Consider the following 25427-nt stretch of genomic DNA (forward strand, 5'->3'; position numbering starts at 1 on the left):
GCATTATTTTCACGAAAATGAAGTGATTTCAAGGTCCGTCTTAATATAATGGTATGAGAATGAAAAACTGACGAAAAAGTGAGGTGAAACTGGTGGAACAGAAGACGGTGCTTGTGGTCGATTTTGAATTTACGATGCCTGATGGAAAATATCATCCACAAAACTTTTTTCCTGAAATTATTGAAGCTGGGGTAGTGAAAGCAGCAGATGAAACGATCATAGACACATTCTCTAGCTACGTCAAACCGAAAAAGTTCCCGAAGCTGACGAAACGCTGTAAATCTTTCCTCGGAATTACGCAGGAAGATGTAGAGAGCGGAATTTCATTTGAGGCGTTTATCGAGAAGCTCGTCACACTTGATGGGGGAGAGAATTGTGAGATTATTACGTGGGGCAACATGGACATGAAGGTATTGAAGCAAAATTGTATGCTCAATCACATTACCTTTCCTTTTAAGGGGAAACTGAGGGATCTTGCCTTTGAATATAAGACCTTTTTTGGTGACCGCACACTGACAGGGCTTCGAAAAGCGGCAAAGGAATACGGCAGTGAAGGAGCTGGTAAGCATCATAAAGCACTCGATGATGCCATGACGACTTATCAGCTGTTAACCCTCTTTGAAAAAGACAGAGCCTATGTGGAAAATCCGCAAACAACCAAAATTGGTGAGCTTATCGATTTCTCGCATTTTTTTGATTCGGCTGATTAGCGGACGTCTTCTGGAAAATAATCTTTCTCAAGAGAAGATAGGCACGCTCTTGATTTTTCAGCCCATTTGGAATCATCCGCACGGAGTGCTTGTTTCAATTTATCTACAGCTTCTTTCAGTGATACTTCATAATCAGGTATATCACCATCATAAGGCTTCACCATATGATGAGGGATATTTGTCTGTTCTCTATAGGCCAAAGCCCGCCTCTCCTGGAAAAAAGGCACGTCTGCTTCTTTCGGATGATGCAAGTCGCCTTGAGTGGGATGTGTCAGAACTGCTTTTACTTGAACGAGATAGGTCGATGGTTTCACTGCTGTCACTTCCCCAACGTATACACCTGTTTTATAAAAACCTTTCACAACTTGTCCAATTTGAATGTCTGTCATGTGAAATTCCTCCATTTCCTTCTCATAGGAAGGTATTTCATTTCTTTTAGCCAATATAGTGAAGTAAACGAGCAAAAGGGGGAATGGCGAGATGTCATTCATCGTACTTTTTCTACTATATTTTCCTGAAGATAAAAGGGAGTACATCCCAGCGGCTATCACCACGGTGATTTTCTTTATTGCTGCGTTTATTTGTTTTCGTCTCATCGTTCGTGCGTCTAAGAAGCAGGAGCACATAGATGAAAAAAGAACAAAAAAAATGGATTAATCATTTTCTTCTTGTATCTTCAGGAAATTTCACGGTGACGGTTGTTCCAGACTGCAGCGAGCTTTTGAAACGAATCGTTCCATGGTGATTCTCAATAATAGAAAAAGTCACTGTCAGCCCAAGCCCAGTCCCTTTATTTTTCAAGGTGTAATAGGGTTCGCCAAGCTTTTTCATCTGGCTTTCTGTCATACCTACACCGTTATCAACGAAATAAAGGCAGATCTTATGATTTTCTTTTGAAGCAAAAAGTTCAATTTTCCCTTCATGTTCAGGAGCTGCTTCAATTGCATTTTTGATTAAATTAATCATGACTTGCTTGATCTTCGTTACGTCACCTTGAATGTATAAGTCAGGTTCAATGGATTGATGAATCGTGACCGATTTAAAATTCGCATAGGATGTCATCAGTGATGCACATTCCTCAAGTAATTTAGATAGATTGAGAGATTCAATTTGATAATAGTTTTGTTTTGCAATGTCAAGATAACTCGTGATAATGTCCTGCGCCCGGTCTAATTCGGACAGAACGAGATTTTTATAATCTTTATTGGCAGGTGGGTCTTTCGTATTATCACTCGAAAAGAGCAATTGAATAAAGCCTCTCACAACTGTCAGCGGATTGCGTACCTCATGGGCGACACTTGCAGCAAGTTCACTTACAATGGTCAGTTTTTCTGACTGGACAAGCTGTGATCTCATTTCCGCATTTTCTTTAACGAATTCAATGGAATAGATACTGAGCAAAAGAAAGAATATGTAGTAAAGAGTTGAGAAAAATAACTCAAGGAGCTTTTGCTGCATAATAAAAGCTGGGCTGTATGCCATTAAGCTGACCGCAAGCAGACCAATGTAAATAAAGAATCCTTTGGATAAACCGATAAGCACTCCGTAAAAAAGCTTATTCAGCTTTGAATATTGATGCCATTTTCGGTAGAACAGGAATGGGATAAAAAAGTAAATTGGGACAACGATGAGTCCAATCCATAAGAAAGAGCCGTACATCACGAATTTGACAATGATGCTTATCAAGATGGCAACGATCCCCGCCATGTATCCTCCGTATAAAATAGCAAGCACAAGGGGAATGGATTGAAGCCCAGTCTGCAAATCTAAAATCGAACCAACTGGATACATAATACATAGTGCTGAAGAGATGGATGCGAATACTGTGATGAGCAGTTTATTCGTTTTTGGGAAATGAGCAGGGGTCCGGCTTAGCCATAGCGCATGATATAAAAAGATTGGAAATAGAATAAAAGATACATGGAGCAGAAAATCCTTGAACATTTCCATTTAAATGCTCTCCTCGTAAATAATTGTAATTCCTCTCATTATATCATTTCATGTACAAAGTAGATATGATAAAAGGAGGGTTTTTTTCTTTAAAAAGAACACCCGTTAGGATGTTCTCAGATTGTTGACAAAGGGCTAAAATGATCTTGATTTTAGCCCTTTGTCTTCTTTTCAGCGTGATAGAAAACCTTTGAAGTCTAGGAAGGACGAGTACTGGCGCGGAGCGAATTAGACATTCGTGAGCACCAGCACGCAGGACTGACAAAGAATGCGAGGGTTTGTCTACACGCTGAGAACACCCGTTAGGATGTTCTTTCTATCGTATAGGTCTTATTCAGCTGATAGTGTGAACGCTTGGTGAAGACGTTTCAGTCCTTCTTTGACTGTTGAAGCAGGACAGCCGAGATTTATCCGAATAAAACCGTCTCCTTCGTGTCCGTACACGTGGCCAAGCTCTAGGATCACTTTCCCTTTTTTCAGCAGATTCCGTTTCAATTCCGCTTGACTGAATTGATAATCCCGAATGTCCAGCCACAATAAATAAGAAGCATCTGGTTTCATATAACGCATATTTGGAAGATATTCGTCAATATAGTCCATCGCCATCTTCATGTTGCCTTCGAGATAAAGAACAAGGGCATCAAGCCACTCATCCCCGTGGCGGTACGCTGCTTCCATCGCAGGAATCGCAAATGCATTCAGTTTGGACAGTCCGTTTCTTTGCACTTCATTGTTGAAAAGAGTTCTTTTTTCTTCATCTGAAATGATAATAGCAGATGCTTGAAGCCCTGCTAGATTAAAGGTTTTACTCGGCGCAATACATGTTACCATGATATGTGCAATGTCGTCAGAAAGGCTGGCGAAGGGCACATGCTGCTTCCCGTAAAGCATCAAATCCGAGTGAATCTCATCTGAAACGACTGTGACTCCATGCTTCACACATAAGTCTCCAACTCGCTTTAATTCCTCTTTTGACCATGCTCTTCCGGACGGATTATGCGGATGGCATAGAAACATGAGCTTTGCTTGTGGTCTGCTCAGTTTTTTCTCTAAATCATCAAAATCCATCATATAGCGGTTGTTTTCTATTTTTAGGGGATTGGCTGAGACTGTACGTCCATTTCGCTCAATCATTTGATAAAAAGGTGTATACACTGGTGACTGTATAACTACTTCGTCATGCGGTGCTGTAAAGGCTTGAACAGCAAAACTAAGTGCCGTTACGATTCCTGGCGTGAAGGTGACAGCATCTGTCTGGATTGTCCATCCATGTCTTCTTTTGAGCCAGCCAGCGACTGCCTGCTGCGTATCCTGATCTTGAAATGCATAGCCAAAAACGCCATGATCTAATCGCTCTTTCAATGCATCAAGGACGACCTGAGGTGCTTTAAAATCCATATCGGCCACCCACATTGGGAGGGCATCTGTTGTCAGGAACAAAGACTCTGCCTGATCCCATTTCACTGATTTTGAACCTTTACGTATGATCTGTTCGTCGAAATTCATGAAACCCACCTCTAGCTGTTTTTCAACCATTCTTGGTTGTGCTAAAATAAACATCACAAAATTTATTATAAGCGGTGATACCGATGAAAGATAGTCAAGCTGTAGAAGAGATGATTCAATTTATTAAGGCATGGGACCCTTTTCATTATGGAGAGGATTTTTATGAAACGGAGCCTGCTGACGTCATTAGTGCATTATACGACGCAGAAGACCCGTTATCTTTAGCAAAAGAGATTCAAGCCATCTACCATCACTCATTTGAACAGCTTCTTCCGATAGAGAGCTGTCAGCATACAGCGAATCAGCTATTTATCATACGAGACAGCAGCTCCTGTTCACGCTAAGACAGGCTGAAATGTCCGATTTGATCAGACACAAAGACCGGATTTTCCTCAGGAATGAGATGCCCGGTTTTTTTTAATGCATGTAAAGTCGAATTTGGCAGATCTTTGTGCAGTCTTTCGCCTATTTGAATGGGAACGATTCGATCTTCCTCGCCCCAAATGAGCAGCACGGGTGTTTCCATTTTCTTTAAAACGTCCGAGGTCAAATCTCCTTCCCGGTGCCGAATCAAACGAAATATCCCCCGAAAGATTTGATCATCTGAAAATGGCTTTAAATATCCATCGACCATCTCTTGATCAATGATGGAATGATCATGCACAACAGCCGTTAAATTTTTCATAATGCCCTGCTTTAAAAGCTTTCTTTTTAGATACAGATAAAAATAAGGAATATATGTGCTGTAAACAAGTGATCTTTTTGACTTATTCAAATATCCTGAGCTGCACAAAAGAACTGCCTTTTCAAATAGGTCCGGCCGTTCAGCAGCAGCGTATAAGGCGATTTGTCCGCCCATTGAATGGCCGACTAGGATCGCATGCCGAATCTGTAAATAACCAGCAAGTTCAATAATAATTTTTCCCATGTTGCGATAGCTGTAAATAAACGTATTCGACTTCTCGGACTGTCCAAATGGCGGCAGATCGATCGCAATTAAATTGAAGTCCTGTTTCAGAAGAGGGATGAGCTTTCGATAGCTGAAGGTAGAAGAGAAGAGACCGTGAATTAAGATCAATGTCTTCTTGCCCTCATTTGGATAGTGCTCGTAATAGATATCTAAACCGAATGTACTTTTCATATAAGCTGGCTGAACAATGTCCACATTCTTCACTCCGATACTTGATACTCTCTCTGTTAGGTGACTGTATTGTACCCTAAAAAGTGGATTTTAAGCTATTATTAGAATCTTTTCCCTGCTTAGCATAATGGGAAAAACGTGCTATAATGTTCAGAAGATTTTTTAAAACTAGCTTTTATAATCTGAGGTGTGAAATCAAATGAAACTAACAGAAAAAGAAACTGAAATATTAGAGATTTTAGATGAAAACAGCCGCGCCGATTTAAATACAATTGCAAAAATGGCAGGCGTGACAACAGAAGAAGCCGAAGCCATCATTCAAAAACTTGAAGATCAAAAAGTCATTATTGATTATTCAACTATGATTGACTGGCGAAAAGTGGATGGCCATGAAGGCGTTACAGCAATGATTGATGTAAAAGTGACACCAAAAAGAGGCGTCGGATTTGATGAAATTGCTGAACGGATTTATCGATTTCAGGAAGTGGAATCTGTCTATCTCATGTCAGGTGTTTACGATTTATCCGTTGTGATTCGCGGAAGATCTATGTCTGATATTGCCCGCTTCGTATCTGAAAAATTATCGACACTTGATTCCGTTGTTTCAACAACTACCCACTTTATTTTAAAAAGATATAAACATGATGGGAAAGTGTTTGAAACAGGAGACGATGACAAAAGAATCGTGGTGTCTCCGTAAATGAAAAAGTCTTATTTATCTGAAACGGTACAAAGCATTCAGCCGTCAGGTATTCGGAAATTTTTTGATTTGGCTGCCACAATGGAAGGGGTTATCTCCCTTGGTGTCGGCGAGCCGGATTTCGTGACAGCTTGGAATGTCAGAGAAGCAAGTATTATGTCATTAGAACAAGGACTGACCTCTTATACGGCGAATGCCGGTTTAATCTCTTTGCGAAAAGAACTGAGCCACTACTTATATAAGCGGTTTCACATTGACTACAGTCCAGAAGAAGAACTCATTATCACAGTTGGCGGAAGCCAGGCACTTGATCTGGCCTTTCGTGCGATTTTAAATAGCGGAGATGAAGTAATCATTCCAGAGCCTTGTTTTGTAGCATACGGGGCACTTACGACACTTGCAGGCGGAGTGCCTGTCTATTTAAGTACATCCGCTGAAAAAGATTTCAAAGCAGATTCTGCGGATCTTCGCACGAAGCTGACGCCGAAGACAAAAGCCATTTTGCTTTGCTCGCCATCAAATCCAACTGGGTCTGTTTATTCAAAAGAAGAGCTTGAAGATATTGCTCAATTTGCGAAAGAGCATGACCTGCTCATTATTACGGATGAGATTTATGCAGAGCTGACGTACGATGAAGCTTTTACAAGCGTCGCGGCCATTCAAGATATGAAGGAAAGAACGATCTTGATTTCGGGCTTTTCTAAAGGGTTTGCCATGACGGGCTGGCGCTTAGGGTATGTGGCAGCACCACCTGTGCTGCGCGATGCCATGCTGAAAATACATCAATATTCTATGATGTGTGCGCCGGCGATGGCACAATATGCAGCAGAAGAAGCATTAAAAAATGGACTTGAAGACGTCGAGAAAATGAAGAAAAGCTACAGAAGGCGCCGTAATTTGTTTGTCGGCTCCCTTAATGAACTAGGACTCACATGCCACCAGCCAAACGGAGCGTTTTACGCGTTCCCATCGATTAAAAGCACAGGCATGACGTCAGAACAATTTGCTGAGGAGCTGCTCCTAAGTGAAAAAGTAGCCGTTGTTCCTGGGAATGTATTCGGACCGAGCGGTGAAGGTCATATTCGCTGTTCATATGCTTCGTCACTTGATCATCTTCAGGAATCACTTTCAAGAATTCAGCGCTTTTTGCAGGCTCGACAAGTGAAGGAAGAAGCATCAGCCATCTTAAAATAAAAAAAGGCATCAATCCAAATGGACTCATGCCTCACAAATTAGGGGGGAATACTAGAAAGCATTCTTGTTTTCAGGTATTCCCCCTTTTGATCTAATCTAAACCCATTTAAAAAATATTTTGCGTAACTGACCGTTCTATGATATAGTTTTTAATTGCGTATAAACGAATATTAAAACATTTATTTAGGAGTTGTTATCATGGCGACAAAGTTTGAAGTAGGCAGTGTTTACACTGGTAAAGTAACAGGATTACAAGCGTATGGTGCGTTTGTTGCATTAGATGAAGAAACTCAAGGACTTGTGCATATTTCTGAAGTAACACATGGCTTTGTAAAAGACATCAACGAGCACCTTTCAATTGGTGACGAAGTACAAGTAAAAGTTCTTTCTGTTGATGAAAATGCAGGTAAAATCAGCCTTTCTATTCGTGCGACACAAGATGCACCTGAAAGAAAAGAAAGCAAACCAAAGAAACAAAGACCACAGCAAGTGAAAGAAGAAGCTGCTACACCACAAGGTTTCAATACGCTTAAAGATAAACTTGAAGAGTGGATTGAGCAATCAAACCGTAAAGATCTTATCAAGAAATAATAAAAAAGCACCGCTTCAAACGGTGCCTGTGGCTGCCTCATGTAGGCAGCCTTTTTTATGTCCTTTTATTTAACGAACTTCTGGGTTCGGCTCGTCACGGCGAACAGCTTCTTCGCTTGGTTTGAACAGCAGACCAAGGTTGACAAGACCTGCAATTCCAACAAGACCATAAATAATACGTGATAATGCAGAACCTTGTCCGCCAAAGATCGCTGCTACTAAGTCAAATTGAAAAAAGCCGATTAGTCCCCAGTTAATAGCACCGATAATCGTGAGCACGAGGGCAATACGCTGAATAGCACTCATCGTGATTCCTCCTTTCGCTACAGCATCAATACATTTATATTTTGCAGATTTTCAGCCAAACTATGCGTAAGAAAATGGATGAAAGCAAATTACTTTACTTTTGGAATGAATCAGGCGCATAATGTAGCGCGAGGAGGAGATCACATGGATCGATTTACTTATTGGAACCCAACGAAATTAATTTTTGGAAAGGGAGAAGTATCAGCCCTTTCAGATGAACTCAAACACTACGGAAAAAACGTATTACTTGTATATGGTGGAGGCAGTATTAAACGAAACGGCCTTTATGACCAAGTTGTCAGCATCCTAAAAGAATCAGGAGCTGCAATCACTGAACTTGCTGGTGTGGAGCCAAACCCGCGCTTAACAACAGTAAGAAAAGGGGTTGAGCTTTGCAAAGAGAACGATATTGATTTTATTTTGGCAGTAGGCGGCGGCAGTGTCATTGATGCGACAAAAGCAATCGCAGCTGGTGCGAAGTACGATGGAGATGCTTGGGATATCGTGACACGTAAGCACGTCCCTATGGAAGCTATTCCGTTCGGTACTGTGCTAACACTTGCCGCAACAGGCTCTGAAATGAACTCTGGATCAGTTATCACAAACTGGGAAACAAATGAGAAGTATGGCTGGGGTAGTCCAGCAGTTTTCCCGAAATTCTCTATTCTTGATCCAGTCAACACATTCACTGTGCCTAAAAACCATACGATTTATGGCATGGTTGACATGATGTCACATGTGTTCGAACAATATTTCCATCACACAGAAAATACACCTTACCAAGATCGTATGTGTGAAGGACTTCTTCGCACTGTCATTGAAACAGCACCGAAGTTGATCAACGATCTAGAGAACTATGAGCTGCGTGAAACGATTTTATTCACTGGCACAATTGCGCTTAATGGAATGCTTTCAATGGGGGCACGTGGTGACTGGGCGTCTCACAACATTGAGCATGCAGTATCTGCTGTTTATGATATCCCTCATGCAGGCGGACTTGCGATCTTGTTCCCGAACTGGATGAAGCATGTGATTCAAGAAAACCCAGGCCGTTTTAAACAATTAGCGGTGCGTGTATTTGATGTGGATCCTGCGGGCAAAACAGACGAAGAAGTTGGCTTAGAAGGAATCGACAAGCTGTCAGCTTTCTGGACAAGTCTTGGTGCACCAAGCCGTTTAGCGGATTATGACATTAACGATGAGAAAATTGATTTAATTGCAGACCGTGCAATGGCACGCGGTGAATTTGGTCAATTTAAAAAGCTAAACAAAGAAGATGTTTTAGCCATTTTGAACGCTTCTTTATAATTAAACAAAAAAAGATAGCTGCTCTTGCGGGCAGTTATCTTTTTTTGAGTTCATCGTGTACATATGTTACAGTAGGCTTTCATGTTTTTGGATATATTCGTTGTAAGGAGATGTTTCAACAGATGGAGAATTTTATTTACTATAATCCAACAAAATTGATGTTTGGAAAAGGACAGCTAGAAGGACTCAAAAGCGAACTCGCTCGTTATGGTAAACGAGTGTTACTTGTATATGGCGGAGGCAGCATTAAGAAAAATGGTCTTTATGACAATGTCATCAGTGCGCTAAATGAAGCAGATGCTGAAGTGTTTGAGCTCTCTGGCGTTGAACCAAACCCGCGCCTCACAACAGTGAAAAAGGGAATTGATATTTGCCAAAAGGAGAACATTGATTTCTTATTAGCCGTCGGCGGCGGAAGTGTGATCGACTGTACAAAAGCGATTGCAGCCGGAGCAGAGTATGACGGTGATGTGTGGGATATTATTTCAAAGAAAACAACCGCTCAAAAAGCATTGCCGTTTGGCACAGTGCTGACACTTGCAGCAACTGGTTCAGAAATGAATCCAGACTCTGTCATCACAAACTGGGAAACGAATGAAAAATATGTATGGGGAAGTTCAGTTACTCATCCTGCATTTTCAATTCTAGACCCTGAGCACACATATTCTGTCCCAGAGAATCAGACGGTGTATGGCATGGTTGATATGATGAGCCATGTATTTGAACAATACTTCCATAATGTCAAAAACACGCCTCTACAAGATCGAATGTGTTTTGCTGTTCTTCAAACAGTCATCGAGACAGCACCAAAGCTTCTTGAAGACTTACAAAACTATGAGCACCGTGAAACCATCCTTTATGCAGGAACGATTGCTTTAAATGGCACGCTGCAAATGGGTTACTTTGGTGACTGGGCATCTCATACGATTGAGCATGCTGTATCGGCTGTCTATGACATTCCGCATGCAGGCGGACTTGCCATCCTCTTCCCAAACTGGATGCGCCACACCCTCGATCATAATGTAGAACGTTTTAAAAACCTTATGCTGAACATGTTTGACATCGAAACAGAAGGAAAGTCAGATCGTGACATCGCATTAGAAGGAATCGACAAACTGTCAGCATTCTGGACAAGCCTCGGTGCACCAAGTCGTTTAGCGGATTATGACATTGGTGAAGATCAGCTGGACAAAATTGCCGACATTGCAGCAAAAGAAATGGAATACGGTGGTTTTGGTAACTTTATGAAACTTAATCGTGATGACATTCTTTCTATTTTGAAAGCTTCTTTATAATTCAGATTGCCGCTTCTCATCCAGAGAAGCGGCTTTTTGCCATGCCAGTGACGATCACTTGATTTCAAAAGCTAGTTCCGCTAAAGTGAAAGGGACAGAACTAACGTAATGGAGGGCTTACAAGCGATGACACATATTCAATTTGACTACTCGAAAGCGTTACCTTTCTTTCAAGAACATGAGCTTACATATTTAAAAGATTTTGTGAAGGTAGCCCATCATAATATTCATGAACAAACGGGTGCAGGCAGCGATTATTTAGGCTGGGTGGACTTGCCGAAGCAATATGACCGCGAAGAATTTGCCCGCATTAAAAAAAGTGCAGATAAAATTAAGTCTGACTCTGACGTCCTGCTTGTTGTCGGAATCGGAGGCTCTTATCTAGGCGCACGTGCGGCGATTGAATTTTTGAACCATTCATTCTATAACACGCTGCCAAAAGGCAAACGCAAGACGCCGCAAATCATTTTTATTGGAAACAACATCAGTTCTTCTTATTTAACAGATGTAATGGATCTATTGGAAGATGCGGATTTCTCCATTAACGTGATTTCAAAATCTGGTACAACAACAGAGCCAGCCATTGCGTTCCGTATCTTTAAAAAGCTCCTCATTGAAAAATACGGTGCTGAAGAAGCGAAAAAACGTATTTATGCCACAACTGACAAGGCACGCGGTGCACTTAAAACATTAGCAACTGAAGAAGGCTATGAATCATTTATCATCCCTGATGATGTTGGTGGACGCTATTCTGTATTAACAGCAGTCGGCCTTTTGCCAATCGCTGTGAGCGGAGCAGACATTGATCAGATGATGGAAGGTGCGGCAAAAGCAAGCGAAGACTTCGCATCATCTGAGCTTTCTGAAAATGCGGCTTACCAATATGCTGTTGTTCGCAACGTCCTTTACAATAAAGGCAGAACGATTGAAATGCTGATTAACTATGAGCCAGGCCTTCAATATTTCGCTGAATGGTGGAAGCAATTATTCGGTGAAAGTGAAGGGAAAGATGAAAAAGGAATCTATCCTTCATCTGCTAACTTCTCAACAGATCTTCATTCACTTGGTCAATATGTTCAAGAAGGAAGAAGAGACTTGTTTGAAACAATCGTGAATGTAGACAAGCCTCGACATGAGCTTCTGATTGAAGCAGAAGAACAAGACCTTGATGGTTTGAACTACCTAGCAGGAAAAACGGTTGATTTCGTCAATAAAAAAGCATTTGAAGGAACGATGCTTGCCCATACAGATGGAAAAGTACCGAATCTCATCGTGACAATTCCTGAGATGGATGCTTATACATTCGGATACCTCGTGTACTTCTTTGAGAAAGCATGTGCGATGTCTGGATATTTACTAGGTGTCAATCCATTTGATCAGCCTGGAGTAGAAGCTTATAAAGTGAATATGTTTGCTTTACTAGGAAAACCAGGCTTTGAAGAGAAAAAAGCAGAGCTTGAAAGCCGTCTGAAACAATCATAAGAATGAAAAAGCACACCTTTTCATAAAGGTGTGCCTTTTTTGTTTTCTTCAGGTTCCTGTGCAAGCTTTCCTGTGTTCTGTACATAGAATAATGAATGGAGGAGGGTGAAAAATGAGGACGAATCATATTTATATTCATGATATTTCTGGCCAGGCGATCGTTAACTTTGGCAATGTCGGACGCATTTGTTCTAAAAGTGCTACGAAGGAAACAGCAGGTTCTGGCAGTGATAACGAGACAAATCAATCAACCAATCAAAGCCTATTTGATGCCGCGTTTACAAACAATGTACAAATCACAAGGGGGAAATGTATGAATTCCTCTCTTTAACGAAACCTATACAAAAAGGAGGGTTTCGTATGATTCATGTACCATCCAGACTGCCTGGCGAGAGCTTTTCACTTTACCATTTAGAAGAAACGATGAAGCCGCTCGGTTATGTCATTAATGGCAACTGGGATTATGATCACGGGTATTTTGATTATAAAATTGATAACCGTGATGGCTATACCTTTCTCAGAGTTCCTTTTACAGCCGAGAAAGGCCAGCTCGATCAGCCAGGTGTTGTGGTGAAAATGGGACATCCATTTCTTTTAAAGCATGTATATCAAGACAAGTTAGATGATCATGCGATGGTTGGAAATGTGGGCGCATCCTTTAACCAATTCCAAGAACCAAAAGAGAAAGATGGAGATGTATCAAAGGCTTATGCTGAAATTGGCTTTTCGCTCGTCAAGGAATTAGAAGACGCACTGCTTTAAAGGCTGATCAGTTCATCCTCTGGATGAAGCTCATAGCCAAAGGGAGGATTCATCATGGGTCCTTCTTTTTTTTGTACGCCGACGATGATCACATGATGCTCTAAAAAGTGATGGAGCGCTGTTAAGAATGTTTCTCCAGCCAATGAAGCCGGTACAGGTATGATAGCGACGTTTTTATGCAAGGTCATTTGTCGTTTTTTTGTTAACGCCGTGAGTTGTTCCTTTATAAGAAAATGTTCAACCATTAAATGATTGACTGCATCAGAGGTATGAATGACTTGGTTGGCACCAGCGCGCTCGGCATTTTTCACGTAACGATCTGTTAAGATTTCAATTAAACAATATAGCGAAGGATTTAATCCTTTTGCTGCAAGTAAGGTTAAAACACTCTGCATATCGGCTGTCACTTCATTTTCATGCTGATCCGCGGTAATCATGAGTGCATCTGCACTGGTAATGTTGGCTTTGCGCAGTGTGCCATCTTCTGTCCCATGTCCTTTAATAAAATGAACATTTTCCAAAAGAGGCCCCTCTTTCAAGGAGTCATCAATCAGCACAATCGGCATGGCTGGATCAATTGTTTGAAACGATTGAAGCAGTTTGTTCGTCTTCTCATTCCAGCCGACGATAATCAGGTGTCCTTTCCCCTTAAAGGCTACCTTGCCCTCAACATAATGGTGCTGCTTGCTGAACACAGCGGCGGCAAGAGTGGCGAAATAAGCGGTGACAAAGCTGGCACCGATAAAAATGAGCGCCATACCCGCCACCTGCCCTGACATGGTTTGCGGTACAAAATCACCGTAGCCAACCGTAGAGACTGTAATGAGCGCCCACCAAATCCCATCAAAGATCGTATGATACTGTTTCGGTTCAAGTAAAACGATTAATTGTCCAAAAAAGAGAAGCAAGAAACAGATGATAATAGCAATTCGAAGATAAAGTGGCCACCTTAGCCAAGCAATAAAGATACGGTTTGATTTCATCGGACTCTTCCTTTCAGGAGACTGCTAATGTCAGTATGCCCGATTGAGGAAACATTTTTTCATCTTCGTCATGTATTGAAATAGAACCCATATCTTAAAATAAGGGAGAAGAAGGAGGGAATTCGAATGACGTTCGTTCAAAAGACCGTACTTCTTTTTATTGGCGTGCACTTTTTATCATCCGCTGTCATCTTACTCGTGTTTGATTTAAATGCTGTGAATCATTTTATGAATGATTTTTCATGGCTGCACTTTTTTCAAGACCTTTATGGTACAGTGACTTTTTATACAGCTTGCTTAGGTGTGTTCTTCTTTTTCATTGGTGCGGTTATTCCCCTGAAAAAGACCTAGTGCTTTTTGCTGTACATGGTACATAAAAGTCATTAAAATTGTAAATAAATATATAAAATAAAAGGAAGCTGATGAGCATGCTGTTTTTTTATTTTTTAACATTTGCCGCATTGGGATTATCATTTTGGGCACAATTTAAAGTAAAGAATAATTTTGAAAAGTATTCAAAGGTTGAAGCATCCAGTATGAAAACAGGTGCTGAAACCGCTCGATATATTTTAGATCGCAACGGGTTATACGACGTGCCTGTTGAACCGGTAAGAGGAACTTTGACTGATCATTACGACCCGACACAGCGTGTGGTTCGTTTATCTGAACCTGTGTACTACGGCCATTCGATTTCGGCCATTTCAGTCGCATCACACGAGGTTGGACATGCCTTGCAGCATCAGGAATCCTATGGTGCGCTTGTTTTGAGACATAAGATCTTTCCTGTCGTGAACTTTGCATCTGGTGTTGCTCCGCTTCTTTTCCTTGGTGGAATTTTGCTCAGCAGCCTTAACTTAATCGGGCTTGGGATCATTTTGTTCTCAGCAGCTGTATTCTTTCAGCTTGTGACATTGCCTGTCGAGTTTAATGCAAGTTCTCGTGCAAAAGATATCATTGTTTCAGAAGGAATCATTAGAAGCAGTGAAGAAAGAGGCGTGAACAAGGTGTTAAATGCTGCAGCTCTGACGTACGTAGCAGCGGCCCTTGTCTCCCTGTTTGAATTGCTCCGTTTTGTAATGATCTTCCTAAATGGCCGTAATGATTAATTGATGCCAGAGGAGGTGAGCCCTTACCATTGTTAGGTAAGGGTTTTTTGTATATTTTAAACGTATTTTTAGTCATATTACTCATTGCTGCGACAGCATTTTTTGTTGTCACTGAATTTGCGATTGTGAAAATTAGAGGCTCTAAAATCAATCAGCTGATTGAAAGCGGTGATAAGAGAGCCATCCATGTTCAAAAACTGATATCAAATCTCGACGAATATTTATCCGCCTGCCAACTTGGCATTACCATCACGGCTTTAGGCTTAGGGTGGCTGGGTGAGCCGACGGTGGAGCATTTTCTGCATCCGCTGTTTGAAAAAATCGGGCTTCATTCCGCATTGACTGACATCCTTTCGTTTATCATCGCATTTGTGATCATTACGTTTTTACATGTCGTGGTGGGAGAACTCGCGCCTAAAACAATTGCCATTCAAAAGGCAGAGGCCGTCAGCCTTGTGACAGCAAAACCACTCATCTTTTTCTATAAAGTCATGTACCCGTTTATTAAAGCATTAAATGGGGCTGCACGAAGCATCGTGAAATTATTTGGTTATCATTCTGTCAAAGAACATGAAGTGGCGATCAGTGAGGAAGAATTGCGACTCATTTTATCTGAAAGCTATGAGAAGGGTGAGATTAACCAATCTGAGTACAAATATGTGAATAAAATCTTTGAATTTGATAACCGAGTGGCGAGAGAGATTATGATCCCGCGTACAGAAATTTCAGCCATAGAGATTGAACAGACCCTGGAAGACGTGACCCATTATATGCTGAACGAAAGGTACACACGCTACCCTGTTATTAAAGAAGACAAAGATCATGTGATTGGTGTTATCAATAGCAAAGATGTATTTAAGGCCAGCTTCCTAAATCAAGATGTATCTATTGAAGACTTAATGCGTCCGGTGATACGAGTCATTGAAAGTACGCCTGTTCAAGAATTGCTCATTTTGATGCAAAAGGAACGAATTCATATGTCAGTGCTCGTAGACGAATACGGAGGAACAGCGGGACTTGTCACAGTAGAGGACATATTAGAGGAAATCGTCGGAGAGATTCGAGACGAATATGATCAGGATGAAACACCTCACATCGTTAAAAAAGGTGATTTCCATTATGTGATGGATGGGAAAGCATTGATTGATGAAGTAAATGATTTATTGGATTTAGCCATTGAGAATGATGATGTTGATACAATTGCTGGCTGGATGATGACCCATAAATTTGATTTTGACATTGGAGATACGATTGAAGCAGAAGGCTGTGAATTTACCATCATGGATGCTGAAGACCACCATATTCGAACCATTGAAGTCAAAAAGGTTCACTTTTCTTAAAAACCTCGCATTGCTTGACGAGGTTTTTTTGCTTGGTAAACTTTAGGTAAGAGGATTTATTTTCTGCTGATTGCGGTGATTGATCGCGCATAAAAAGGGTATGGTTTTATAGAAACGTCAAAAAGGAGCAGCTCAAATGAAAAAAATCAATATACAAACAGACAGACGCGATGACATGATCGACGTCACACACGAGGTTCGTCATTATGTCAGGGAAACAGGCATACAAAACGGAACTGTCATCGTCTATTGTCCACATACGACAGCAGGGATGACCATTAATGAAAATGCGGATCCAGATGTGAAACGGGATATGCTTCGCCGGCTAGATGAAGTCTTTCCGTGGGAACATCCAAAGGACCGCCATATGGAAGGAAATACGGCAGCACATATGAAAGCGAGTTATATGGGGGCGTCTCAGCATGTTCTCATTCATGATGGGGATCTTGTGCTTGGCACGTGGCAGGGAATCTATTTCTGTGAGTTTGACGGGCCAAGACATCGGCATTTTTATGTACAAGTGTCATCAAACGAGTAAGAGATGGGGGAAATAAATGGGGGATATCAAAAGGTTACCGAAAAACGAACATGGAATCATTCAAGCGCCTATGGCAGGAGGGTCTGTGACACCGCAGCTGGCAGCCGCTGTTTCAGAATACGGGGGGCTTGGCAGCCTGGCAAGTGGATATGTGCAGTCTGACGATTTGAGACAGCAGATTAGACAGGTCAAACAGCTGACATCTCGCCTGTTTCAGGTCAATGTGTTTGTACCAGAGCCAATTCCAGATGTGAAAAAAGAGGATATGGCGTTTTGGGAGAAGAGACTGCCTGTATGGCCCGCAGCTGATAGGATTACAAGTGAAGAAGAATTGCGGGATGATTTTGAACAGAAAATCAGCATTCTTCTGGAAGAAGACGTTCCTATCGTGTCCTTTACATTCGCCTGCCCAAATGAACAAACGATTCACCGCTTAAAACAAAAGGGAATCTTTTTAATCGGAACGGCCACAACAAAAGAGGAAGCACTGCTTTTAGAGGAAAAAGGAATGGATGCCATTGTTCTGCAAGGAAGTGAAGCAGGGGGGCACCGCGGCACATTTTTACATGCAAAAGGAGACGCCCTGCTGGGACTAATCAGTTTATTCTCTGATGTCAAACCGCTCTGCCGTGTGCCTTTGATTGCCGCCGGAGGCATCACGGACCGATCAGGTGTGAAAGCAGCGTTAGCGCTTGGAGCGGATGCGGTTCAAATCGGCACACGGTTTTTAGCCAGCCAGGAAAGTGCTGCGGCAGAGGTATACAAGAAGGCTATTTTACAAGCAGAAGGCAGTGAAACAAGGGTGACAAAGCTTTTTTCTGGGAAAAGAGCGAGAGGTATTGTGAATCAGTGGATGGAGGATGAAAGCCTGCATGAAGATAGGGTTCTTCCTTATCCAATTCAGCATGTATGCACAACACCGATGCGAAAAGCAGCTGCTGCCGGCGGTAACCCTGATCAAATGGCTCTGTGGGCAGGACAGGGCGTTGGACGTATTCACTCGATTTTAAGCGTTGAAGACATCATGCACGAACTGACACAGACATAAAATCATGATGGGTGGTGTGACAGGATGGACATCTTAAAACATTCCTACCGAAAAAAAGGGCAGATTGAATTTTGGTTTGATGACTTTCCACAATCTCCTGCCGTCCTTACGCCCATTCGCCATTACTATTTTGTTCGATACGTGAAATGGAGCCGGCACGATCCACCAGTCACAAGAAAAGATTTAGAAGAGATGGAGGTCCTTGCAAACACGATGCTTGGCACACTCCAAAATTATCGTAAACGCAAGGCATACAAAAGCCCCTTGTCATAACCAATAGACAAGAGGCTTTTTTTAACTGCCAAACATTTGCCTGAGATAAATCACATCCATCCGGGTAGTCTGTGGTAATAAATAAGCGGATTGAACTGCACCTGGCCGTCTTCTCTTATTCAGTTTGTCGATAATTTCTGCCGCTGTTAAAATCCCAAGCCCATGTCCGTAATATTGATCTTCTCCTAAGTAAATCACATTTTCCCCGCGCCATTGCGACTGCTGGTAACTAAACTCTGGATTTTCGAAATATAAGCAATCCCCATAGATAAAATCATTCCCGCGCTCTGTATAAATCGACAATGTATCATAGTGCCAGTCATACAGTGTTAAACTGCGGAGCCTTCGATTAAACTTCTCCTCTCCTACTGTTTGCAAGACCCCCATATAAAACACAATGACAATCGCCGTTGCACATTCAAATGCATATTTTGAACCATTTTCAAAAATGTCTTTAATGCCTCTAGCTGGCTCCACTTGATAGCGCAGCTCTAGTGCTCCTGCTTCCGATACACGCCAAAACGCCTCATTTGCACGAGACCTTTGAAAGATGGCAAATGAGGCACCACTCTTATTCAAATCTCTTGCAGCATTCATAATGTTCGATCTTAAAGTGACCTCAAATAACAAATCAGATGCTTGCCTATAACGGAACGTATCATTCGAGGCCTGTAACTGCATCAAAATGATCCGCTTTTGTCCCTCTAGCTGAAACGATGCCAGCTGTTCATTTGTCACTGGCTGTCCTGAAAGGATAATCATATGAAAAGCGCCCCCTTTTGTATTATCGTATGCAAGGTGCTTGGGCAAGGAATCAATTTGTGAAAATAAACAAAAATGCATCCTTTTTATTTGAAAAACATGAAAATAATATGAAGATGTCCGATATATAACATATCGTTTAAAAGGAGGAAAAACATGAAAAATACAATAAAATGGTTGAAAAAACCATCGATTTCTAAGAGACTGATTATTTCATTCACTCTCGTTCTTATCTTGCCAATTATTGCACTCAGTACGATTTCATATCAGATTGCCAAAGAAGAATTAGATCATGAAATCATGTACGGAGCAAATGCAAGAGTCAATGAACTGAATGACATGATCGAGCAAAAGCTTTTGAATAAGGAAAATGCAGTCAAACTGTTTACTGAAACATCCAGTGCTGCAGATTTTAAAAAGAAAAACCGAGACGAACTGTATGAGCACTTTCAAATATACAGCAAAATCAATGAAGATGATGTGGTTGGATTTTATGCAGCAAGTAAAAAACGTGACTTTATTCAGTTCCCTAAAGTAGACATGCCAAAAAGCTATGATCCAACGACTCGTGACTGGTATAAAGCAGCAATGCAGGATGAAAAAGGTGAACCGGTGGTCACCAATCCATATATCTCTGCCACAACAAATGGAATGGTAGTCACAATCGCTCAGCGTCTGAAGGACGGATCGGGAGCCATTGGGATTGATATTGATGTACAGGATATTGTCGATAAAATCAAAGACATTAAAATTGGACGAGAAGGATATCCAATTATTGCAAATAGAAACAAGCAATTTGTAGCTCATCCAGAAGAAAAATCAGGCTCTGCAGTTACAGAGAACATTTCATCAATCCTTTACAGCAGCAAAGAAGGAACATCAACTTATGAGAATAAAGGAGAACAAAAACGTCTCGTTTTTGTCACAAATGATTTAACAGGTTGGAAAATTGCTGGAACGATGTTTGTATCAGAAACAAAAGAAGCAGCACAGCCAGTTTGGAATTCTGCCATTATTCTTTTAATTTCTTCATTTATCCTTGGTGGTGTCGCTATCTTCTTCATCGTTCGCTCGATCACAATTGGACTGAGAAGGCTTGTTGATTTCTCAGAAAAGGTGAGTGAAGGTGATTTAACAGAAACCCTCGAAACCAAATCGAAGGATGAAATAGGAGATCTCACAAGAAGCTTCAGCAAGATGAGTGAATCTCTTCGTGACGTCATTCGCGCTGTACAGCAATCTGTCGACAACGTGGCTTCGGCTTCAGAGGAGCTGACGGCAAGCGCCAGCCAAACGAGTCAAGCAACAGAGCATATCACGATGTCGATTGAACAATTTTCAAATGGAAATGAAGCACAAAACGAGAAAGTCGAATCTAGTACGAATCAGCTTGTGGCAATGAACGAAGGATTACAAGATATGTCACAAACCTCATCTGAAGTGGCTGCTGTCTCACTTCAATCAACAGAGGCGGCTGGTCAAGGCGGCCGAATTGTTGAAAGCACAGCGAGCCAAATGAAACATATTGATACATCTGTACAAGAAGCAGAACAGGTCATGAAAGAATTAGAATACAAATCTAAAGATATTACGAGTATTTTAAATGTCATTAACGGCATCGCGGATCAAACGAATTTACTTGCGCTTAATGCAGCAATCGAAGCAGCAAGAGCAGGTGAATCAGGACGCGGCTTCTCCGTCGTTGCAGAAGAAGTGAGAAAACTCGCCGTCCAATCCGCAGATTCAGCGAAAGAAATTGAGAAGCTTATCCAAGAAATTGTGTTAGAAATTGCTAAATCTCAAGATATGTTCAAAGCAGTCAATCGAGAAGTAAACGCAGGACTCGGTATGACAGAAGAAGCAAAAGAAAGCTTCCAGCACATTTATGAGGCGGCAGAAGGAATGTCGAAAAAACTGACGCAATTAAACGATACAGCCATTGACCTTTCGAGCGGTTCAAAGCTTGTTTCACAAGCGATGCAGGAGATGCGCCAAGTCTCTAGAGAAAGCGCAGCAAACATTCAGGACATTGCGGCTTCTGCAGAAGAGCAGCTAGCATCTATGGAAGAAATCACCTCTTCTTCTGTGACACTTGCCAACATGGCAGAGGAACTAAAAGAGCTCACAAGTCAATTTAAAATTAATTAAATGATGATGAAAAGATATCCAGAATTGTCTGGATATTTTTTTTATTTTTAAAGGTCACTTCCAGCCTCTAAAAATAAACCTTTCATCCGATAATAACTTTAGAGAAGTAAAGGGGGAAAGTTAAAATGGGAAAAATGATCCAATGGTTCAAAAAACCATCCATTTCAAAAAAATTAATCATTGCCTTTTTGGTAGTCCTTATCCTGCCAACTATGGCACTGACAATTAGTGCATTTTTTACATCAAAGACAGAACTAGACAAACAGATTATGGGCAGTGCGATGAGTCAGGTCAATGCATTTGATACCTTAATCAATGAGAATATTGGCAACAAATCAGATGCTGTGACACTGTTTTCAGACTCGCTCAAAGCGTCTAACCTTCAAGAAAAAAATAGAAATGCGACCATTAAAGAATTACAGCAATTTGGAAAAATTAATGAAAAAGATGTATCCGCGATCTATGCAGGCTCTGAAAAGGGATTGTTTATGCAATACCCAGTTCAAAAGATGCCAGATGGCTACGATCCAAGAGAACGTCCATGGTATCAAGAGGCATTGAAAGCAGAAAACGGCAAACAAGTCATCACAAAACCATATGTAGCAGCATCCACAGGTAAAATGGTTATCACAATTGCCCAAAAAATGAAAGATGGTTCAGGTGTCATTGGTCTTGATATGGAAATTGACAGCCTGCTCCAAAAACTAAAAGAAATCAAAATTGGGCAAAAAGGCTATGCTTTCATCATGGAGAAAGATAAAACGGTTTTAGCAGATCCAACCCAAAAGTCAGGAAGTCAGGTCAATGAGAATCTGGCCAGTATTATTTTTAAAAACAAAGAGGGTAGCGGCAGCTATACCCTCAAAGGAACAGATAAAAAGGTTGCATATGTAACCAATGAATTAACCGGCTGGAAAATTGGTGGAACGATGCTCGTATCTGAAGTAGAAGAAGCGGCAAAGCCCGTTTTCAATACAGCCATTATCGTATTCAGTGTCACACTCATTGTAGCAGGAACCCTCATTTTCTTTATCGTCCGCTCTATTTCAAAAAGATTATCCAATCTTGCCCGCTTCTCGAAAAAAGTCAGCGAAGGTGATTTACGCGATAAGCTTCAGATTCAGTCAGATGACGAAATTGGACAAGTTGGTAAAGGCTTTAATACGATGATTGATTCATTGCGATCCCTCATTGGAGCCGTTCAAACTTCAGTCGAGAATGTCGCATCTTCATCAGAAGAACTGACTGCCAGTGCAGGACAAACAAGTAAAGCAACAGAGCATATTACACTAGCCATTGAACAATTCTCCAGCGGAAATGAAAGCCAAAATGATAAAGTGGAATTGAGCTCAGAAGAATTAGAGGAAATGAACCGAGGCCTTCAGAATATGAATGAATCGGCTGAATCTATTACTGCTTCATCGATCAAATCAACAGATATCGCAGGGGAAGGAGGACAGCTTGTTGAAAAAACCGCTTCTCAAATGAATGTCATTGATCAGTCCGTGAAAAAAGCAGAGAATGTCATCAGTGCACTTGAAAGTAAATCGAAAGACATTACCCAAATTCTCGGTGTTATCAATGGAATTGCTGATCAAACGAACTTACTTGCGCTAAATGCAGCGATTGAGGCAGCAAGAGCTGGTGAATCTGGCAGAGGTTTCTCCGTTGTAGCAGAAGAAGTAAGAAAACTGGCGGTTCAATCTGCCAACTCAGCAAAAGAAATTGAGAATTTGATCAAAGAAATCGTGCAAGACATCGATGTATCACAGGAAGTATTTACTGCGGTGAATCGAGAAGTTCAATCAGGCTTAAGCTTCACTGAACAAACAAAAGTAAGCTTCCACAATATTTTCGACATGACAAAAGAAATTTCTAACCAGCTCCAAACAATGAATCAAACCGTTGTCCAGCTTTCAAAAGGCTCTGCACATGTGTCAGAGGCTGTTCGTGAGATTGCAGACGTATCACGTGAAAGCTCGGCAAATATTCAAGACATTGCTGCTTCAGCAGAAGAACAGCTGGCATCGATGGAAGAAATCAGCTCGTCCTCTGCCACACTCTCTTCGATGGCAGAAGAATTACGCGATTTAATAAGTAAATTTAAGGTTGAATAGACATGAAGAAAAGAGCCTCCAGCTAGAGGCTCTTTTTTTGTTTGAGTAAATCAAAAGAAGCGGGTAATTATACTTATTTTTTGGGTTTTTTGAACATTATTCCTTGAAAAATAATTCATATTACCTAAGAATAGAAGAGAAAGACCACAAATTATAAATCAAAAGGAGTAGAGAAATGAAAAAAATCAACTTTTTTAAGCACTTTACGATGTCGAAGAAATTAATTACTGCATTCTTAGCGATTCTCCTAGTGCCAATTCTCGTATTGGCCGCATTTTCTTATGAAGTGGCATCAAAGTCTCTCAGTGATGAGATTATGTCTAGCGCTGCAAATGGTGTTCAACAATTAAACGAACTCATTAATAAAGATATACAGCCTAAAATTGACATTGTTTCATACTTATCCAAATCGGTCAAAAAGAGTGAATTGGCTGCTAAAAACAAAGATTTACTCAAAGTGAAATTAGAGCAATTATCGGAAACAGATGACGATGTAGTAGAAGTATTTGTTGCAGATCAAAATGGTAAACTAACTGAATATTCCGAGATACACAAAGATAATGCAAAGAGCGCAAAAAATGAACCATGGTTTCAGCAATCGATGGGAGAGAAGAAACTCATTATTTCAGATCCTTTTACAAGTAAGTCATCAGATGACCTGCTCATCACAATATCAGAACAATTAGCAGATGGATCTGGTGTGATTGGGGTGAATGTGCGATTAAATACGGTTGTGAAAGATACAAACAGCATCAAAATTGGCCAAGAAGGCTATGCGTTTGTCGCCACCTCAGATCAGCGTTATGTTGCCCATAAAACCGATAAGGCTGGGACAAAGCTGACTGGTGACTTCATCTCGAAACTGTATGATAAAAAAGAAGGCAGTTTTGAATATGAATACAATGGCCAGCCGAAACAAATGTTTTTTGACACAAATGAAGCAACAGGCTGGAAACTTGCTGGAACGATGTATGTGAATGAAGTAAAAGAAGCCGCACAGCCAGTGCTCGACTTAACAATGATCATCCTTGCGGCTGCGATTGTCATTGGCGGAATCGCGATTTATTTTATTATTAAATCGATTCGAAAGCCACTGATAGAGCTCTCTGAATCGGCTGAGAAAATCAGCCAAGGTGATTTGACCCAGCATATTCAAGTGCGTACGCACGATGAAATCGGAAAGCTTGCACAAAGCTTTAACGACATGTCAGCAAAGCTGAAACAAGTCATTCAAGCTGTCCAAAATTCCATTGAAAATGTGGCTGCTTCGTCTGAAGAGTTAACGGCAAGTGCGGGACAGACAGCTCAAGCGACCGAGCATATCACATCATCTATTGAACAGTTCTCAAACAGCACTGAACATCAAAATGATATGATCGAAAAAAGCTCGGTCCAGTTAAACGAAATGGATCGCAGCCTATCGCATATGGTCGACACAACCTCTCATATGATGGAATCGTCGATCGAATCGAGCAAAACCGCTCAGGCTGGAGGAGAACTCGTTCAAAAAACAGCAGGTCAAATGCAAACTATAGAGCAGGCAGTAAAAGAAGCAGAGCTTGTCATTGCAGGCCTAGAGCAGAAATCAAAAGATATTACAAACATTCTTGGGGTCATCAACGGTATTGCGGATCAAACGAATCTACTTGCTTTAAACGCTGCGATAGAAGCTGCACGAGCAGGTGAAGCAGGCAGAGGCTTCTCTGTTGTCGCAGAAGAAGTCCGCAAGCTGGCAGAGCAGTCAGGAAGCTCTTCAAAAGAAATTGAAAGCCTGACGAACGAAATTGTGGAGGAAATAGAAAAATCGCAGAAAATGTTTAAACAAGTAGCAGGAGAAGTACAATCTGGATTAAACATTACAGATGAAACGAAAGTGAGTTTTGAGAAAATCACTGATAAAACATCAGAAATGACAGAACAAATGAAACAAATGAACGGATCAGCCAAAGAACTATCGCATGGTTCAAATGATATTTCCCATGCAGTGAATCAAATTAAAGAGCTCTCAAGAGAAAGCTCAGCAGGCTTCCAAGATATCGCGGCTTCAGCAGAAGAGCAGCTGGCATCTATGGAAGAAATCAGCTCATCGTCTGCCACTTTATCTCAGATGGCAGAAGAACTTAGAGAGCTCATTAAACAATTTAAAATGTAAGAGAGTAGCGAAACA

General features: G+C 41.2%; 27 protein-coding genes and 2 pseudogenes. 22 read left to right on the forward strand and 7 right to left on the reverse strand.

Annotated features, from left to right (window positions below; genetic code table 11):
- Nucleotides 1–92: 92 nt before the first annotated feature.
- Complete coding sequence (gene kapD / locus JVX94_RS19060) at nt 93–710, forward strand: 3'-5' exonuclease KapD (RefSeq protein WP_095409450.1); 618 nt, start codon at nt 93–95, stop codon at nt 708–710.
- Here kapD and kapB read toward each other — a convergent pair.
- Entirely contained in the window at nt 707–1099 is a 393-nt protein-coding gene (gene kapB / locus JVX94_RS19065) for a kinase-associated lipoprotein KapB (protein WP_095409449.1), read from the reverse strand. The genes kapD and kapB overlap by 4 nt on opposite strands.
- Nucleotides 1100–1190: 91 nt before the next feature.
- Between kapB and JVX94_RS19070 the strand changes: the two genes are divergently transcribed.
- Complete coding sequence (locus JVX94_RS19070; protein WP_186318691.1) at nt 1191–1367, forward strand: hypothetical protein; 177 nt, start codon at nt 1191–1193, stop codon at nt 1365–1367.
- Here JVX94_RS19070 and JVX94_RS19075 read toward each other — a convergent pair whose 3' ends face one another.
- Together JVX94_RS19075 and JVX94_RS19080 are read right to left on the reverse strand one after the other, a co-directional pair.
- Complete coding sequence (locus JVX94_RS19075) at nt 1368–2660, reverse strand: sensor histidine kinase (protein ID WP_095409448.1); 1293 nt, start codon at nt 2658–2660, stop codon at nt 1368–1370.
- A 330-nt stretch (nt 2661–2990) separates the two neighbouring features.
- Nucleotides 2991–4166 carry a MalY/PatB family protein gene (locus JVX94_RS19080; protein ID WP_205184130.1) on the reverse strand — a complete coding sequence of 392 codons (1176 nt, stop codon included), beginning with the start codon at nt 4164–4166 and terminating at the stop codon, nt 2991–2993.
- Nucleotides 4167–4249: 83 nt separating this feature from the next.
- Here JVX94_RS19080 and JVX94_RS19085 point away from each other — a divergent pair, with 83 nt between their 5' ends.
- On the forward strand, nt 4250–4510 hold the full coding sequence (locus tag JVX94_RS19085) for a DUF1871 family protein (RefSeq protein WP_048237308.1): 261 nt from the start codon (nt 4250–4252) through the stop codon (nt 4508–4510).
- Here JVX94_RS19085 and JVX94_RS19090 read toward each other — a convergent pair.
- The gene (locus JVX94_RS19090) at nt 4507–5331 is read right to left on the reverse strand and encodes an alpha/beta fold hydrolase (protein ID WP_095409445.1); all 825 of its coding nucleotides are present in this window, start codon (nt 5329–5331) and stop codon (nt 4507–4509) included. The two genes, JVX94_RS19085 and JVX94_RS19090, sit on opposite strands and share 4 nt — an antisense overlap.
- Nucleotides 5332–5506: 175 nt before the next feature.
- Between JVX94_RS19090 and JVX94_RS19095 the strand changes: the two genes are divergently transcribed.
- The 3 genes from JVX94_RS19095 to yugI all read left to right on the forward strand — a co-directional run bounded on the left by JVX94_RS19095 (nt 5507) and on the right by yugI (nt 7792).
- Nucleotides 5507–6007, forward strand: a complete 501-nt coding sequence (locus JVX94_RS19095; RefSeq protein ID WP_003213765.1) for an Lrp/AsnC family transcriptional regulator — start codon at nt 5507–5509, stop codon at nt 6005–6007.
- Nucleotides 6008–7201 carry an aminotransferase gene (locus JVX94_RS19100; RefSeq protein ID WP_039181074.1) on the forward strand — a complete coding sequence of 398 codons (1194 nt, stop codon included), beginning with the start codon at nt 6008–6010 and terminating at the stop codon, nt 7199–7201. It abuts the gene before it with no gap.
- Nucleotides 7202–7399: 198 nt separating this feature from the next.
- Nucleotides 7400–7792 carry a S1 domain-containing post-transcriptional regulator GSP13 gene (yugI, locus tag JVX94_RS19105; protein WP_095409444.1) on the forward strand — a complete coding sequence of 131 codons (393 nt, stop codon included), beginning with the start codon at nt 7400–7402 and terminating at the stop codon, nt 7790–7792.
- 69 nt (nt 7793–7861) lie between these two features.
- Here yugI and JVX94_RS19110 read toward each other — a convergent pair whose 3' ends face one another.
- Nucleotides 7862–8098 carry a DUF378 domain-containing protein gene (locus tag JVX94_RS19110; protein WP_003212952.1) on the reverse strand — a complete coding sequence of 79 codons (237 nt, stop codon included), beginning with the start codon at nt 8096–8098 and terminating at the stop codon, nt 7862–7864.
- Between the two features lie 144 nt (nt 8099–8242).
- Between JVX94_RS19110 and JVX94_RS19115 the strand changes: the two genes are divergently transcribed.
- The 5 genes from JVX94_RS19115 to JVX94_RS19135 all read left to right on the forward strand — a co-directional run bounded on the left by JVX94_RS19115 (nt 8243) and on the right by JVX94_RS19135 (nt 12945).
- A complete protein-coding gene (locus JVX94_RS19115; protein WP_034282535.1) occupies nt 8243–9406 on the forward strand; it encodes an iron-containing alcohol dehydrogenase in 1164 nt (387 codons plus the stop codon).
- A 122-nt stretch (nt 9407–9528) separates the two neighbouring features.
- Nucleotides 9529–10701 (forward strand): iron-containing alcohol dehydrogenase, encoded by a 1173-nt coding sequence (locus JVX94_RS19120; RefSeq protein ID WP_101676429.1) that lies wholly within the window; start codon nt 9529–9531, stop codon nt 10699–10701.
- Nucleotides 10702–10827: 126 nt separating this feature from the next.
- Nucleotides 10828–12183, forward strand: a complete 1356-nt coding sequence (locus JVX94_RS19125; protein WP_095409442.1) for a glucose-6-phosphate isomerase — start codon at nt 10828–10830, stop codon at nt 12181–12183.
- Between the two features lie 112 nt (nt 12184–12295).
- Nucleotides 12296–12514, forward strand: coding sequence for a spore germination protein (locus JVX94_RS19130; protein ID WP_024423292.1), 219 nt, complete (start codon nt 12296–12298; stop codon nt 12512–12514).
- A gap of 29 nt (nt 12515–12543) precedes the next feature.
- Complete coding sequence (locus JVX94_RS19135) at nt 12544–12945, forward strand: YugN-like family protein (protein ID WP_024423291.1); 402 nt, start codon at nt 12544–12546, stop codon at nt 12943–12945.
- Here JVX94_RS19135 and JVX94_RS19140 read toward each other — a convergent pair.
- A complete protein-coding gene (locus JVX94_RS19140) occupies nt 12942–13928 on the reverse strand; it encodes a potassium channel family protein (RefSeq protein WP_205184133.1) in 987 nt (328 codons plus the stop codon). The genes JVX94_RS19135 and JVX94_RS19140 overlap by 4 nt on opposite strands.
- Before the next feature lie 126 nt (nt 13929–14054).
- On the opposite strand from JVX94_RS19140, the gene JVX94_RS19145 reads away from it, so the two are divergent.
- The 6 genes from JVX94_RS19145 (at nt 14055) to JVX94_RS19170 (ending at nt 18233) form a co-directional block, all read left to right on the forward strand.
- Nucleotides 14055–14279 (forward strand): YuzI family membrane protein, encoded by a 225-nt coding sequence (locus JVX94_RS19145; RefSeq protein ID WP_048237296.1) that lies wholly within the window; start codon nt 14055–14057, stop codon nt 14277–14279.
- A gap of 80 nt (nt 14280–14359) precedes the next feature.
- Entirely contained in the window at nt 14360–15034 is a 675-nt protein-coding gene (locus JVX94_RS19150; RefSeq protein WP_024423288.1) for a zinc metallopeptidase, read from the forward strand.
- Nucleotides 15035–15081: 47 nt separating this feature from the next.
- Nucleotides 15082–16374, forward strand: a complete 1293-nt coding sequence (locus JVX94_RS19155) for a hemolysin family protein (protein WP_044332481.1) — start codon at nt 15082–15084, stop codon at nt 16372–16374.
- 136 nt (nt 16375–16510) lie between these two features.
- The gene (locus JVX94_RS19160) at nt 16511–16912 is read left to right on the forward strand and encodes a secondary thiamine-phosphate synthase enzyme YjbQ (RefSeq protein ID WP_197197734.1); all 402 of its coding nucleotides are present in this window, start codon (nt 16511–16513) and stop codon (nt 16910–16912) included.
- A 16-nt stretch (nt 16913–16928) separates the two neighbouring features.
- Nucleotides 16929–17960, forward strand: a complete 1032-nt coding sequence (locus JVX94_RS19165; protein WP_205184136.1) for an NAD(P)H-dependent flavin oxidoreductase — start codon at nt 16929–16931, stop codon at nt 17958–17960.
- 24 nt (nt 17961–17984) lie between these two features.
- Nucleotides 17985–18233, forward strand: coding sequence for a hypothetical protein (locus tag JVX94_RS19170; RefSeq protein ID WP_048237293.1), 249 nt, complete (start codon nt 17985–17987; stop codon nt 18231–18233).
- A gap of 21 nt (nt 18234–18254) precedes the next feature.
- Here JVX94_RS19170 and JVX94_RS19175 read toward each other — a convergent pair whose 3' ends face one another.
- Nucleotides 18255–18995, reverse strand: coding sequence for a protein-glutamine gamma-glutamyltransferase (locus JVX94_RS19175; RefSeq protein WP_203128781.1), 741 nt, complete (start codon nt 18993–18995; stop codon nt 18255–18257).
- A 339-nt stretch (nt 18996–19334) separates the two neighbouring features.
- Here JVX94_RS19175 and JVX94_RS19810 point away from each other — a divergent pair.
- The 5 genes and pseudogenes from JVX94_RS19810 to JVX94_RS19190 all read left to right on the forward strand — a co-directional run.
- Nucleotides 19335–20201: pseudogene (locus JVX94_RS19810) on the forward strand (cache domain-containing protein); the annotation flags it as partial.
- A 114-nt stretch (nt 20202–20315) separates the two neighbouring features.
- On the forward strand, nt 20316–21143 hold the full coding sequence (locus JVX94_RS19815) for a methyl-accepting chemotaxis protein (protein WP_418910367.1): 828 nt from the start codon (nt 20316–20318) through the stop codon (nt 21141–21143).
- A 281-nt stretch (nt 21144–21424) separates the two neighbouring features.
- A pseudogene (locus tag JVX94_RS19820) lies at nt 21425–22315 on the forward strand (HAMP domain-containing protein); the annotation flags it as partial.
- Nucleotides 22310–23260, forward strand: coding sequence for a methyl-accepting chemotaxis protein (locus JVX94_RS19825; RefSeq protein WP_377969795.1), 951 nt, complete (start codon nt 22310–22312; stop codon nt 23258–23260). The pseudogene JVX94_RS19820 and the gene JVX94_RS19825, both read left to right, overlap by 6 nt.
- A 175-nt stretch (nt 23261–23435) precedes the next feature.
- Nucleotides 23436–25412, forward strand: coding sequence for a methyl-accepting chemotaxis protein (locus tag JVX94_RS19190; RefSeq protein WP_205184141.1), 1977 nt, complete (start codon nt 23436–23438; stop codon nt 25410–25412).
- Nucleotides 25413–25427 lie beyond the last annotated feature (15 nt).

Source organism: Bacillus sp. PDNC022 (assembly GCF_016919285.1).
Lineage (GTDB): Bacteria > Bacillota > Bacilli > Bacillales > Bacillaceae > Bacillus > Bacillus safensis.